This window comes from Streptomyces ziwulingensis (genome assembly GCF_039542605.1).
In the GTDB taxonomy this organism is placed as follows: domain Bacteria; phylum Actinomycetota; class Actinomycetes; order Streptomycetales; family Streptomycetaceae; genus Streptomyces; species Streptomyces ziwulingensis.
Window position 1 is genome coordinate 249,782 of record NZ_BAABIG010000022.1, and the last position, 14,411, is coordinate 264,192.

The window sequence follows — 14,411 nt, forward strand, 5'->3', positions numbered from 1 at the left end:
GAGAGCGGGTGCCGGCAGCGGACGGCCAGGCTGCGTCGGTGAAGCGCTCGCCGAGGGCGGACCGGTGTGACGGCCGAGGCCCTGAGTGGTACGACTTTGAACGGTAAGCGTTACCTAACTTCTCCCGCAAGTGGTGCGCCGCCGTGCGCACCGCATCCACACCTCGCGCGCCCGCGCTCACCCCGCGCGCCCGCGCTCACGCCGGTCGGCGCTGTCCCTCCAGGTAGCGCAGTACCGCGGCGACCCGGCGGTCCACCCGGTCGGCCGGGGACAGGTCGAGCTTGGCGAAGATGCTGCGGATGTGTTTGTGGACGGCGCCCTCGGTGACGACGAGGCGCTCGGCGACGGCCGTGTTGCCCAGGCCCTCGGCCATCAGGGCGAGCACCTCGCGCTCGCGCGGGCTGAGCCGTTCCAGGCGGGGGTCCTGCCGGGAGCGGGCGAAGAGCTGGGCGACGACCTCCGGGTCGATGGCGGTGCCCCCGCCGGCCACCCGCCGCAGCGCGTCCAGGAACTCCTCGACCCGCCCGACCCGCTCCTTGAGCAGGTAGCCGAGGCCGCCCACCCCGCCGCCGAGCAGTTCGGTGGCGAAGCTCTGCTCGACGTACGCGGAGAGCACCAGGACGGCCAGACCGGGCCGCCGGCGCCGGGCCTCGACGGCGGCGCGGATGCCCTCGTCGGTATGGGTCGGCGGCATCCGTACGTCGAGCAGGGCGAGGTCCGGCTCGTGCGCCTCGATGGCGGCGAGCGCCTCGTCGGCGGTGCTCGCGGTCGCCACCACGTCGAGCCCCTCGGCGCGCAGCAGCAGCGCGACGCCCTCGCGCAGCAACGGGTCGTCCTCGGCGATCACGATCCGCATGGGAGTTCCACCTGAAGGGTCGTCGGGCCGCCCGGCGGGCTGGTCAGCACGAGGCTACCGTCGTGCGCGGCGACCCGGCGCCGCATACCGGTCAGCCCGGAACCACCACCCGTACCCCCTGCCCTTGCTCCTGCCCCTGCCCTTGCTCCTGCCCCTGCTCCTGCCCCTGCCCTTGCTCCTGCCCCTTCGCCTGCCGCTTCTCCTTCGCCTCCCCTTTCTCCTTCGCCGCCCCGTTCCCCGGCGCCGCCGCGGCCGTCGTCCGTCACCCGCAGCCGCAGCCTGCCCCCGGCGCCGCGGACGGTGACGGTGGCGTGGGCGGCGCCGCTGTGCTTGGCGATGTTGGTCAGCGCCTCGGCCACCACGAAGTAGGCGGTCGCCTCGACGGACGCGGCACACCGTTCGGGTACGTCGACGTCGACCCGGCACGGCACCGCGCAGCCGGCCGCGAGACCGGAGAGCGCCCCGGCCAGCCCCCGGTCGTCCAGGACCGGGGGCAGGATGCTCCGGGAGACCGTGCGCAGCTCGGCGAGGGCCGCTTCGGCGGCCCTCTGGGCGCGTTCCAGCAGCGCCTCGGCGCCGGCCGGGTCGCGGGCCACCATGCGGCGGGCCGCGCCGAGCAGGACGGTGGCGCTGACGAGACGGTTCTGCGTGCCGTCGTGCAGCGCCCGCTCGATGCGCCGCAGCTCGACGGCGTGGGCGTCCAGCGCGGCGGCCCGGGTGGCCGTCAGCTCCGCCACCCGCCGCGAGAGGTCGGCGTCCGCACCGGCCGCGAGCAGATGCCGTCCGGGCCGGGCCTGCGTACGGGCCATGGCGGGGCCGAGACCGACGAGGATGACGATCCAGCTCACGCCCAGCAGCGCCACGGCGAGCGCCTGCGGCCAGGAGTGCGCGACGCCGATCCCCACGGAGGTGGCGGTCGCGTTCTCCGGCACGAGGCGCCAGTACAGCGGGAACGCGGTGTCGCGGACGGCGAGGAACGGCAGCAGGACGCCGATCAGTCCCAGCAGCGCCCCCAGGGTGGCGTGCCGGAGCAGCCAGCGCAGCTCCCGTCGGGTGGTGGGATCGACGAGGGCGAGCCGCAGCCGCGTCGGCGGGGGGAGCGGGGCGACGACCTCGGGCCCCCAGCGGCCGAGCCGCGCGCGCTCCCGTCCGGCCAGGGCGTGCAGCGCGCGCAGCACGGCGGGCGCCATCGGCAGTCCGACGCCGAGCACCCCCGTCACGGCGGTGCCGGCCGCCCAGAGCAGCAGCGGCAGGGCGAGCAGGGCGGTGCCGAACCCGGACGCGAGCTGCGCGAGCGCGCGGCCGGCCGCGCGCAGGGCCGGTACGGCGCCGGCCCTGATCCCCGAGTACGGGCGGCGGCCCGCCGGAGCCTGTCGCTGTACGGCCATCCTTCCGCCCCCCACTTGCCTGTCCGGTCGCCTGCCTGCCTGCCTGCCCGCCTGCTTGCCTGCCGGTCGGTCTGATCGTCCGGCCGGTGCGCGAACCACCGTATGACGCGGTCCGGTTGCCGTCAGGCCGGAGCACGGGAAGTACAGCCTGCTGTACCCGCACCGGGCGGGCTGCGGGATCGGCCGGGAGGGGCGCCGGTCCATAGCGTCGGTGACGACGGCGGAACACCCGCCCCGCACCACGGAGGAACCCCATGCCGCATCCGGCCCCCGACCCCGACCCCACCCCCGACCCCTACCGTCTGACCGGCGATGGCGACGGCGACGGCGATGGCGGCGATGGCGGCGACCGGCCGTCGTCGCCCGGTCTCGCCCCGGGCGAGATCCTCCGCGCGCTGCTCTGGACCCTGGTCGTGCTCAGCGCGGTCGCCAACACGGTCGTCTCCGCCACCGGCGCCGGCACCTGGGCGCAGCTCGCCTGCGGTGCCGTCACCGTGGTCTGCGGCGGCGCCCTCGTCGTACGCCACCTGCGAGGCCGCCGGTGAACGCCATCGCCCTTGCCCACGTCACCAAGGAGTACGCGGGCGGTGTACGCGCCCTGGACGACGTGTCGCTCACCGTGGAGCGCGGCACGTTCCTCGCCGTGATGGGCCCGTCCGGCTCCGGCAAGAGCACGCTGATGCACTGCGCCGCCGGCCTCGACTCCCCGACCTCGGGGAGCATCCGCGTCGACGGGCGGGAGATCGGCGGCCTCGATGAGACCCGCCGCACCGAACTCCGCCGCGACCGCGTCGGTTTCGTCTTCCAGTCGTACAACCTGATCCCCTCCCTCAGTGTCGAGGACAACATCACGCTGCCGCTGCGGCTGGCGGGCCGCGCCCCCGACCAGGACTGGCTGCGCACGCTGGTCGGGCGGGTGGGGCTCGCCGGCCGGCTCGCCCACCGGCCCGCCGAACTCTCCGGCGGCCAGCAGCAACGGGCCGCCGTCGTACGGGCCCTGGCGGCCCGGCCGGCCGTGGTCTTCGCCGACGAGCCGACCGGCGCGCTGGACCTGCGCAGCGCCCACGAGGTACTCGACCTGCTGCGGGACCTCGTGGACGAACTGCGGCAGACCGTGGTGATGGTCACCCACGACCCGGCCGCCGCGGCCCGCGCCCACCGGGCGCTGGTGATGGCCGACGGCCGGGTGGTCGAGGAGCTGGCGAAGCCGGCCGCCGACGACCTGGCCGCCCGTCTCGTCACGCTGGGCGAGGGGTGAGCGCCATGTTCCGTCTCGCGCTGCACATGGCGGGCCACCGCCTCACCGCGCTGATCGCCGTGGCCTGCGCGGTGCTGGGCGGCGCCGCCCTGATCACCGGCACCGGTGTCCTGGCCGAGTCCGGGCTCCGCTCGCACCTCCCGGCCGGCCGGCTGGCCGGCGCCGACGTCGTCGTCGCCGCCGACCAGGAGCACCACCCCGACCAGGACCTCCCGCTGGCGCTCCCGGAACGCCGTACCGTCCCGGCCGCGCTGGTCGCGAAGCTGTCCGGGCTGCCCGGGGTCGAGGCGGCCGCCGGTGACCTCGGCTTCCCCGCCGCCGTGCTGGACGGGCGCGGCCCGGTCGTGGCCGCGGGCGCCGACCCGGCGTCGGCGGGGCACGGCTGGTCCTCGACCCGGCTGCTGGCGGCGGCGAGGACCGACGGCGCGGCGCCGGCCGGTCCCGGCGAGGCCGCCGTGGACACCGCCACCGCCGCCGCGGCCGGGATCGGGGTGGGCGACCGGGTCCGGATCGCCGCGAACGGCCGTCCGGCCACCGGTTACCGCGTCTCGGCGGTGGTCGACGCCCCGCACGCCGGGATCTACTTCGCCGACCCCACGGCCGTACGGCTGGCGGGCCGCGCGGGCGGCTCCGGCGGACCGCGCGCGGGCACCGTCGACCTGATCGGCCTGCGCACCGCGCCCGGCGCGGCGGACCGGGTCGCCGCCGAGGTCCGTACGGCGCTGGCGGGCACCGGACTGGAGACGGTCACCGGCGCGGACCGCGGCGACCTCGTGTCGCCCGGGGCGGGCGCGTCCCGCTCGCTGCTGATCCTGCTCGCCGGTTCACTCGCCGGGATCGTCCTGCTGATCACCGGTTTCGTGACGGCGAGCGCGCTGGCCGTGTCGATCGGCGGGCAGCGCCGGGACCTGGCGCTGATGCGGGCCGTCGGCGCGACCCCCCGCCAGATCAGGCGGCTCGCCGCCGCGCAGGCCACGGTCATCGCGGGCGTCGCGCTCGTCCCCGGCGTCGCAGTCGGCTACCTGCTGGCCGAGGAGTTCCGCCACCTGCTGGCCGACCGGGGTGTCATCCCGGCCGAACTGCCCCTCACCTGGAGTCCGGCGCCGGGCGCCGCGGCGCTGCTCCTGACCGTCCTCGCCGTTCAGCTCTCGGCCCGGGGCGCGGCCTGGCGCACCTCCCGCCGGCCGGCCACGGAGGCGGTCGCGGAGTCCCGCAGCGAACCCCGGCACCCCGCGCGGGCCCGCACGGGCGCGGGCCTGCTCCTGATGGCCGCCGCCACCGCCCTCTCCGCCCTGCCGCTGTTCTCCCGCACGGTCCTCGGCGCCACCGGCACCTCGATGGCGGGCATCCTCGGCGCGATCGGCCTGGCGCTGGCCGGTCCGGCGCTCGTGCGGGGCGTCGGCACCGCCGCCGCCCGGCTCACCCGGTCCGGCGCCTCCGCCCCCACCTGGCTGGCGATGTCCAACCTCCGCGCCTACGCGCTGCGCAACGCCGGGATCGTCGCCACCCTGGCGATGGCGGTCATGTTCGTCCTCACCTACACCTTCGCCCAGACCACCGTGCTCGCCGCGACCGCGGCCGAGGTCCGGGCCGGCACCCTCGCCCAGCAGCGGCTGACCGCGCCCGCCCTCGGCGGCCTGCCCGAGGGCACCCTCGCCGCCGTACGCGAGCTGCCCGGCGTACGGGCCGCGGCCCCGGTGGGCGACACCACCGTGGTGTGGACGTACGACATGTTCGGTGAGCCGGAGACCGAGTCCGCGGCCGCGACGGTGCTCACCCCGGACGCCCCGCACGTCCTCGACCTCGACGTGCGCGACGGCGACCTGGGCGCCCTCACCGGTGCCACCGTCGCCGTCGGCGCCGACGTGGCCGGCCCCCGGGACGCGCGGGTGGGCGGTACGGTCCACCTGGTCCTCGGCGACGGCACACCGGTCGACGCGAAGGTCGTCGCGGTGTACGACCGGGGCCTCGGCTTCGGCCCGGTCGTCCTCTCCCACGACCTGGCCGCCGGGCACACCACCACCGGCCTCGACCCGTCCGTCCTGGTCCGCACCGACGGCACGGCCGCGTCCGGGCGGGCCCTCGCCGCCTTCGCCGGCTCCCGCCCCGGCCTGGTCCTCGACGACGCCCGCCCCCGCCCGGCCACCGGCCTGGCGGACGCCCCGCCCGAGGTCTGGATCGACCTGGCCGTCGTCACCGTCCTGCTCGGCCATCTCCTGCTGAACATCGCCAACAAACTGGTCGCCGCCACCGCGCAGCGCCGCACCGAGCTGGCGGCCCTCCGCCTCAACGGCACCACCCCCCGGCAGGTCCGCGCGATGATGCGCCGCGAGGCCGCGGTCACCGCCGCCACCGCCCTCGGCGCGGCCCTGCTGCTCTCCGCGGTCCCCCTCGCCCTGCTCGGGCAGGGCTTCCTGGGCCGCCCCTGGCCGGCCGGCCCGGCCTGGCTGCTCCCCGCCCTCGCCCTGACGGTCACCGCGACGGCGTTCCTCACCACCGAACTCCCCACCCGCCGGGCCCTGCGGGTGCCGCCGGCCGAGGCGGTCCGGGGGCGGTGACGGCGCGAGGGACCGTCAGGCACACCGAGGGCTGGGCGGCCCGGACCCGGTGAGTCCTCCCCGCGGACTTGCCCCGGCGTCCGACACCGGGGCAAGGGTGCTGCAAGAGGTCTGCAAGGAAAGCACCGTACGCACCGGGAACCCCCTTGCCGTCCGATGTATCCGGCGACGAGCGAGGGGGGATCGCGTGACCGTCCACACGACGAGATCCGCACTGATCGAGCAGGGGCACTGGCTCACGGTACGGGACTGCAAGCGGGTCCTGGTGGTCGTGCACACAGTGACTTTCGCCCAACGACTGCGGGAGGTCTTCGAATTACTCGAGACCGACCTGCGTGTGCAACTGGTCTTCACGGCCGCACCGCATGCCTTCGGCAGCGGAGTCACCGAGTTCCTGCGGAGCCTGGGCATCACCACGGTGCCCTGGGAGGAGGCGCTGCGGGCCGAGTTCGACCTCGCGCTCGCGGCGGGCTCCCGCGGCGTGCACGAACTGCGGGCTCCGGTCGTCCGCATCTCGCACGGGGCCGGGCAGATCAAACTGCTCACCGACGTCACCGGGCTGGCACCGGGAGAGCACCGGGCGCCCGGAATGCTGAGCCGTCAGCACCTGCTGCACGACGGGCGGCTGGTGCCGGCCGCGATCGGCTACGCCCACGACCGGGACCTGGAGGAACTGGCCCGGTCCTGCCCGGAGGCCCTTCCCGTGGCGCACGTGACGGGTGATCCGTGCGTCGACCGGATGATCGTCGGCAGCTCCGGGCGCGACTCGTACCGCCGTGCGCTGGGGCTCGCGGACGGACAGCGGCTCGTGGTCGTCACGTCCACCTGGGGCCCGGCTTCGACCTTCGGGCGGCTCGACACCCTGTTGCCGCAGTTGCTGAGCCAGCTTCCGGGCGACGGCTACCGGGTGGCGATGCTGGTCCACCCCAATGTGTTCGCGGGGCACGGCATGCGGCAGGTGCGCGGCTGGCTCTCCTGCTGCCAGGGCCGGGGGATCGCGGTCGTCCCCCCGGAGGCCGACTGGCAGGCACCGCTGATCGCGGCCGACTGGATCATCGGTGACCACGGGTCGCTGACCGCTTACGGCACGCTCACGGAGGCGACGATGCTGCTGACGGCCGGGTCCCGGCGGGAGGTGTCGGCCTGCTCTCCCGCGGCTCTGCTGTCCGCCGCCGCTCCCGTGATCTCCCCGGTGTACCCGCTGGTGGAGCAGTTGGAGTACGCGGCACAACTGCTCCGCCCGGGACAGTACGACCATGTCGCCGCCTCGCTGTCGTCGGCACCGGGCCGGTTCCACCGGCGGATGCGTGCGCTTCTCTACCGCATGCTCGGACTGGGCGAGCCCGCCCGTCCGCCGTCCGTGGCACCGCCCCCGCTCCCGCCGGACCTGACGCGATGGGAGATTCCCGTCGGCAGCGCGGCGGCGCTGTGAGCGGCCGCCGCACCGGCCGGGAGCCGGCCGCGGCGCCGGACGCCGTGTGGGCCGCGGTGTGCTTCCGCGCGGCACGCGGCGCTGTCCGGCCGGGTCGGTACGGCCCGCACATCCGGTCGTCCCTCGTGGTGTGGCGTGCGGACGCGGAGCACGGCGGTGCGACGCACGGCCCGGCACTCGTCCGCTCCGTCCCCTTGCCCCCGTCCGCCGGACAGCACCCGGGTCCGACCCCTCCGCCGTTGCCGTGCGCGCACGGCAACGGTTCCCCGCCCTGCGACGTGCACCTGTGCGTCGACGCGGACAGCCCGGAGCGGTCCGCGCTCGTGGATCACGCCGACGTACTCGTGAGCCATGTGCCGCTGCCGCCCGGTCCGGCTCACCGGCGGGCGCGTGAGCTGCTCGACGACCACCCCGGGTGTCTTGCCGCCGCCGTACCCGACACGGCCACGAGGTGTGTGGTCGGGGTGAGGGACGCCACGGGCGCCGTGTCGTGGGTCCATTCGGAGCCACTGCGCGCGGAGCCACCGCGCCCGCAGTCGCCGCGTGCGCAGGAGCCGGCCGGGCCCGGTGCCCCGGTGCCGGCGCACGCGGTCGCTCTGGTCGGGTCGGTCGTGCACGCCTGGGTGGTGTCCGGGCGGCCGGCCCGCACGCTGCGCTCCGTCGCTCCGGTGCCGCGCCGCTGAGCGGTGGACGGCCGGCCGCGGTGCTCACCACTGCCGCAGCCGGCCGTCCAGCCGTGCCGCGTCCTCGGCGCTCAGCCGCCGGAAGAGATCCCGGGCGGCTTCGTAGTGGCGTACTGCCTCCACGAGGTCACCCCGTGACTCGGCGGCCTGGCCGAGCCATTCCAGGCAACGCGCCTCCCACTCCTCGGACCGGGCGTCGCCCGCCCGGAAGCGCGCGAGCGCCTCCCGCATGCGCCGGACGCCGTCGGCGCGCTCCCCGTCGCGCTCCAGGACGTGACCGAGAAGGGCCAGGACGCGAGCCGCCTCGTACGTCTCGTCCAGCGCCTCCAGTTCGGTGCCGGCCCGGCGCAACTGCGCGGTGGCTGTGACCAGGTCGCCGGCGGCCAACGCGGTCTCGCCGAGGCGCCGCCGGGAGAGGGCGGCCCCGCGCCGGTAGCCGATCGACTCCCTGAGCCGCAGAGCGTGCTCGAAGTGGGCCCGCGCCTCATCGAGCCGGTGGGACAGGAGATCGACGTGCCCCAGACCGCTGACGGCCTGCGCCTGCTGCCGTACGTCCTGGTCGGCCGTGGCCATCTCCAGCGCCCGCCGGTACCAGTCGGCGGCCTCCGGGTACCGGCCGGCGTTGCGCAGACCGATCGCGCCGGAGGTGAGCATGCGGCCCTCGCCCTGCGTCGAACCGCTCCGCCGTGCCGCTTCGAGCCCGAGGCGGTGTGCCTCGACCCACATCTCGGACGGGCGCAACCGGAGGAACAGGGGCCACATGAAGTCGGTGAGCCGCCAGCAGGAGTGGTGCCAGCCGGCCCGGGCCGCGTGCCGTACCGCGCCCATCAGGCCGTTGCGGTGCGTGTCCAGCCAGCCGAGCGCCTCCTCGGCGCTGTCGAGCGGGGCCGGGGCCACCGCTTCGGCGGGCAGGTCGTGGCCGGGCAGCCGGTGGCCGGGGGTGAGGATGTGTTCCGCCGAGGCGGCGGTGGACATGCACCAGTCCACGAAGCGGCGCAGGGTGCTTGCGCGCCCGTGGGGAGTCTCCCGCTCTTCGCCGAGCCGACGGGCGTGCGGCTGGACGAGGTCGTGGAAGCGGTAGGTGCGCGGGCCCGTCTCCTCCAGGAGATTCGCCTCCACGAGCGCGTGGACGGCGAACTCGGCGGACTGCCCGGTGTCACCCGGCCCCTCCGCGCCGCCCGCGAGGGCGGTCAGCAGCGAGAGGTCATGGCGATCCGCCGGCAGCAGCCCCGTCCGGCGGTACAGCACCCGGCTCTCGGCCGGCAGGGCGGCGTACGACATGTCGAGCGCCGTCCGCAGCACGGCCTCCCCGTCGGCGTGCAGCGAGTCGACGACACCCCGGCCGCGGGACAGGCCGGTGGCCAGGGCGGACAAGGAGTGGTGGGGGCGCAGAGCGAGCTGGGCCGAGGCCAGGGCCAGCGCCAGGGGCAGCCGGCCGCAGAGTCTGACCACCTCCCGCGCGGCGGCCGGCTCCCGCTCCACGCGCGCCCCGCCACCGGCGGCGAGGAGTTCGACGGCCGAATCGGCGGGCAGCCCCTCCAGCCGGTGCACCGAGGCGCCGTCGACGCGCAGACCGGTCAGGTTGGTCCTGCTGGTCACCACGGTCAGGCCGGTCGGCGTGCCCAGCAGCAGCGGGCGTACCTGAGCGGCGGTGAACGCGCTGTCCAGGAGGACGGCCAGCCGCAGTCCCGAGGTCATCGAGCGCCACAGCGCGCTGCGCTGCGCGATACCGGCCGGCACCGCGGACGCACCGAGTGCGACCAGGAAGGCTTCCAGCACGGTGGCCGGGGAGACGGGCCCGGCCCCCGCGGTCTCGCCGCTGTCTCCGCTGTCTGCGCCGGGTTCCGCGGTGGCCCGTCCGCCCAGGTCGGCGTAGAGCTGGCCGTCGGGGAAGCCGGCGGCGCGCTGCTGCAGCCAGTGGGTGGCGAAGGCGGTCTTGCCGATGCCGGCGAGCCCGCTGACCACGAGGATCTGCGGTGCGTGCGTCGGCCACTGGGCACGGAAGGCGTCCAGCGCCCGTCGGTCGGCCTCCCGGTCGACGAAACGCGCGGTCACCGGCAGCAGTTGTCGGGGTACGGGTGGGCGCCGGGGCGTCTGGGAGGGGGAATGGAAGTGGATGTCCCCGTGGATGTCCCGCGCCTGCACGGTGGGCCCGTGCAGCACGGCGTCCCCGCTGATGACGTTGGTGTGCACCGCGGGGGCGGCGGGGGCGGGAGCGGGGCCGGCCGAGGGGCGGGCGGGGTGGCGGCGCAGCCACTCGGTCAGCGCGGCCCGGGTCGCCGCGTCACGCGCGGCCAACGAGTCCAGCTCCCCGACCAGTTCCTGCCACGGCTCCGTCCCGGTCGGCTGTCTCCCCGCGGCCGGCGAAGGCCAGCGGCGGGCCACCGCCGGGTCCGCGCGGACCGCGATGTCCCGCACCCGGACCAGATCCCGCCACGCGGGACCTTCCGGGTCGGCGTCACAGGCGGCCATGGCCCACAGCAGCGTTTTCAGATCGTCCGAGGAGAAGGCATGCACGTGCGGACTCCTTCCGGTTTCCCGGGATTCACTCCCCGCTCCGCGCTCGGCGTGAACTGACGTGACCGCTAATCGGTCAACTTTGAGCTGATGTCGTCTCCTTATGGTCGTTGATGGCAATGTCATGTCACTCTCAAATGCTCGACAATCACAGGCCCTACCGGCGGGGAGGACGCTGGTGGAGTTCGAGATCAGGATTTCGGGAGCGGTGGAGATCCGGGCGGCGGGTTGCCGTAGTGATCTCAAATCGACCAAGACGCGACTGGCACTGGCCGCCCTGGCCTGGGACGCGGGCCATGCGGTGAGCGTGGACACCCTGATCCGCCGGATATGGGACGAGCACCCGCCCGGTAAGGCCAGGGACGCCCTCTACCCCCATATCTCCCGGATCCGCAGCGCCCTGCGGATCGCCGGGGACGACGCACCCGCGATCATCAGTCGCACGAACTCGTACTCCCTGGAGGTCGCCCCGGACAGGGTGGACCTGCGCTACTACACAAGCTGTGTCGAGCGGGCCCGCACCCTGAAGGACGGCGTGGACGAGAAGGCCGCCCTGCGCCTGCTCGACCGGGCGGACCGCCTCTGGCACGGTGAACCGCTGGCCGGGATCACCGGTCCCTGGGCCGAGCACCTGCGGTCCGCCGTGGCGGAGACCACGCTCGTGGCGGCGATGACCAGAGCCGAGATCCTCTTCGGCGAGGGGAAGTTCAGCGACGCCGTCCCCGTGCTTGTGCCGTTGGCCGAGGCGCACCCGGTGGACGAGGCGCTGGCCGAACGCCTGGCGGTCGCCCTGTACGGCAGCAACCGGACGGCCGAGGCGACCCGGCTGCTCCAGCGGACCCGGCAGCGTGTCGTCCGGGACATCGGTCTCGACGCCGGCCGTGGGCTGCACCGGGTCCACCAGGGAATCCTGGCGGGAACCCCGGCGGCGGACCTGCTTCCGGGCGCCGGAGCCGGGAAGAGGACGCAGCCGCGGCCGGCGCGCCGGGTCCCGGACAACCTGCCGCGCGATGTCCCCTGGGCCGGCCGCCGCGAAGAACTGCGCCGGCTCACCGCGGCGCTCTGCGAGGAACGGGGCGCCTCGGACGTCGTCACCGTCGAGGCGATCCACGGCATGGGAGGTGTCGGGAAGACCGCCCTGGCCGTCCACCTGGCCCACCGGTTGCGGGACCGGTTCCCGGACGGGCGCGTCTTCCTCCACCTCGGCGGGGGTTTCACCGACCGCACACCGCCCGCCCCGGCCAGGGCCCTCACCGAACTGCTGCGACTGCTCGGTACGCACACCGGGGAACTGCCGCTGGACCTCGACGAACTGGTCGCCCTCTGGCGTGTCACGGCCCGCAACCGGCGGATGCTGGTGATCCTGGACGACGCGACGTCCTCCGACCAGATCCGGCCCCTGCTCCCGGGTGCTTCCCCGACGGCGGTCGTGGTGACCAGCCGCCGCCTGCTGCCCGGACTGCCCGGAGTGCGGCCGGTCTCCCTCGACGTGCTGTCGCCCGCCGACGCGGCCGCGCTCTTCGTGAAGCGGCTGGGGCGGGGGCGGGACACCGATCCGTCGGACGTGGCGGAAACGGTCCGGATCTGCGGATACCTCCCCCTGGCGGTGGAGATCGCGGCGAGCCGACTGCTGGCGCGGGCCTCGTGGACCACGGCCGACCTGCTGCGCCAGTTCGGCGGCACCGGCGGTCACCTCGCTCAGCTACGAGACGTGGAACGGACGTTGACCCACGTCTTCGCGGTCTCCTACCGCGCACTCACGGCCGAGCAGCAGTTGGTGTTCCGCCGTATCGGCCTGCACATGGGGGTCGAGTTCGGGCCGCGGGCGATCGCCGCACTCACCGGATTCTCCGTGGAGACAACGGAACACATTCTTGAGGATCTTCTGATCCACCACCTTGTGTCCGAGCCTGTTCCGCACCGCTTCAGAATCCATGATCTTTTGCGCGATTACGCCCGCTCGCTGATCGATGCCGGAGACAGCGATTCCGAGGATGATGTTCGAGGGGCCGTGCAACGCCTTGTCGATCACTATGTCCTGACCGCCGATCAAGCCGACCGCCTGGCCTATCCCTTCCGTTCGCGCACGGCTCTCGATGCCGGGGACCGGGCCGTGGCACCGTGTCCGGAGATCGTCGACCCGCAATCCGCGGAACAGTGGCTGATCACCGAATCGGCAAATCTGCTGGACACTCTGGACTGGCTTGTCAACCATGGCACGGAAAGGCAACTCGCGGCAGCGGTACATGTATTGGCGGGTTTCCTGGACATGGAGGGGCACCTCGCCGCGGCCGAGCCGCTGCTGCGACGCGCCGCCTCCCACTGGAACGCCGCAGGTGACAGCGTGGCCGGGGCGCGAGCCCTGCTGGACCTGTGCGCGGTGTACACCCACGGTTCCCGCTACGACGAGGCGATCTCGGCCGCGCGCCGGGCGCTGGACGTCGCGCGGTCGCTGCGGGACCGGGAACTGGAGAGCGAGTGCGTTCACCAACTCTCCATCTCGCTGTGGCAGACAGGTCAGTACGTGCAGGCGAAGTCACTTCAGAGGGAATCCGCTGATTCTCTTCTGCGAACAGGCGATCTGCTCCGGATCGGGCGCTGCAGAAATCTTTTGGGAATCATCCACCTTCACCTGGCGGAGAACGAGGAAGCGCTCACGTGCTTCACGTCGGCCCTGGCCGATTTCACGGCAATAGGATACGAGCGCGGAAAATACAGCGCCCTGAACAACACGGCTGAGATCTATAGGAAAACGGGACGTCCGGAAGCGGCGGAAGCGGCCTACCTGAAGGCCATTGTCGTGGCGGAGCGGTTGGGTAATCCGAGAGACCGGGCCACGCTTCAGATGAACTTGGCCGCCGTCATGGACGAGCTGGGCAGAACCGACGAGGCCCTCGCTCTGTACGGCACTGTCCTGCCGGTGCTGCGGGACGTCGGAGACCGACGTGCGGAGGCCATCGCGCTCACCCGGATCGGCCGGGCGTACCGGGCCGCCGGCCGTACGGAAGAGGCTCTGCGGCAGCACATCACCGCACTTGAGGTGACACGTGCCATTCACGCGGCGGGCGAGGAGGCGGATGTCCTCTACGACTTGGCCCTCGCCGAACGGGACGCCGGGCAGACGATTCCCGCGGTGGCCCACCTGGAGGAGAGCCTTGCCGTCAGCAGGCGCATCGGCGCTCCCGCCGAGCAGGCTCGCGCCGCGAGGGCTTTAGCGGAACTGCGAGGAGAAGCTACCGCTTAGTCAAAAAGAGCGGGCGGCCCGGATTTCGATTCCTGTGCCATCGGTACGTACGCCTGACCGAGTGACTGTAGAGTTCTGCCACGTGAGGGCATGGAGGCCATCTTTCCGGGCCGCAGCTCTGCCGTGCTCAAGCGACAGACCTTGTCTCTGCTAGATGAAAGACGCAAATGAGCAAGAAACTTCTGGGATGTCTGGCCGCCACCGCAATGATATTCACGTGCATTGCATGCGTGACAGCCAGCAAGCAGGGCTCATCCTATTCAAGCATGTGAGCGACCCGGTGTCCGGTCCTTTCCGCGAACCCGCGGTTCGGTACCGGGCACCGGCCCCCGGATGTGGCCGACGCGACCGCTCCGCCGAGCAGGCGGCTCTGAGAGGATGGCGTCCCATCCGATCGACTCCGCCGCACGACCGCTGTACGACTGGGGGAACAGGCGTGGATCCGATCTCGGCGAGCCTACTCGTGGCGGCGGCG

9 protein-coding genes are annotated in these 14,411 nt (G+C 73.9%); 6 read left to right on the plus strand and 3 right to left on the minus strand.

What is annotated here, in order from left to right; translation table 11 throughout:
* Window positions 1-196 precede the first annotated feature (196 nt).
* Both ABEB00_RS12130 and ABEB00_RS12135 read right to left on the minus strand, forming a co-directional pair.
* Entirely contained in the window at window positions 197-856 is a 660-nt protein-coding gene (locus ABEB00_RS12130; protein WP_345619406.1) for a response regulator transcription factor, read from the minus strand.
* Window positions 844-2,244: a sensor histidine kinase gene (locus tag ABEB00_RS12135; RefSeq protein ID WP_345619407.1), complete on the minus strand. Its 1,401-nt coding sequence runs from the start codon at window positions 2,242-2,244 to the stop codon at window positions 844-846. Before ABEB00_RS12135 ends, ABEB00_RS12130 begins: the two co-directional genes overlap by 13 nt.
* A 254-nt stretch (window positions 2,245-2,498) precedes the next feature.
* Between ABEB00_RS12135 and ABEB00_RS12140 the strand changes: the two genes are divergently transcribed.
* From ABEB00_RS12140 to ABEB00_RS12160, 5 genes are all read left to right on the plus strand, one after another.
* Window positions 2,499-2,789: a hypothetical protein gene (locus ABEB00_RS12140; RefSeq protein WP_345619408.1), complete on the plus strand. Its 291-nt coding sequence runs from the start codon at window positions 2,499-2,501 to the stop codon at window positions 2,787-2,789.
* Window positions 2,786-3,502 carry an ABC transporter ATP-binding protein gene (locus tag ABEB00_RS12145; protein ID WP_345619409.1) on the plus strand — a complete coding sequence of 239 codons (717 nt, stop codon included), beginning with the start codon at window positions 2,786-2,788 and terminating at the stop codon, window positions 3,500-3,502. The genes ABEB00_RS12140 and ABEB00_RS12145 overlap by 4 nt, the downstream gene beginning before the upstream one ends.
* Window positions 3,503-3,507: 5 nt before the next feature.
* Window positions 3,508-6,060, plus strand: a complete 2,553-nt coding sequence (locus tag ABEB00_RS12150; RefSeq protein WP_345619411.1) for an ABC transporter permease — start codon at window positions 3,508-3,510, stop codon at window positions 6,058-6,060.
* 187 nt (window positions 6,061-6,247) lie between these two features.
* Window positions 6,248-7,492, plus strand: a complete 1,245-nt coding sequence (locus ABEB00_RS12155; protein WP_345619412.1) for a hypothetical protein — start codon at window positions 6,248-6,250, stop codon at window positions 7,490-7,492.
* A gap of 239 nt (window positions 7,493-7,731) precedes the next feature.
* Complete coding sequence (locus ABEB00_RS12160; RefSeq protein WP_345619413.1) at window positions 7,732-8,175, plus strand: hypothetical protein; 444 nt, start codon at window positions 7,732-7,734, stop codon at window positions 8,173-8,175.
* A 24-nt stretch (window positions 8,176-8,199) separates the two neighbouring features.
* On the opposite strand, the gene ABEB00_RS12165 is transcribed toward ABEB00_RS12160, so the two are convergent.
* Entirely contained in the window at window positions 8,200-10,692 is a 2,493-nt protein-coding gene (locus ABEB00_RS12165; protein WP_345619414.1) for a tetratricopeptide repeat protein, read from the minus strand.
* Between the two features lie 178 nt (window positions 10,693-10,870).
* Here ABEB00_RS12165 and ABEB00_RS12170 point away from each other — a divergent pair, with 178 nt between their 5' ends.
* Window positions 10,871-13,936, plus strand: a complete 3,066-nt coding sequence (locus ABEB00_RS12170; protein ID WP_345619415.1) for an AfsR/SARP family transcriptional regulator — start codon at window positions 10,871-10,873, stop codon at window positions 13,934-13,936.
* Window positions 13,937-14,411: the final 475 nt, after the last annotated feature.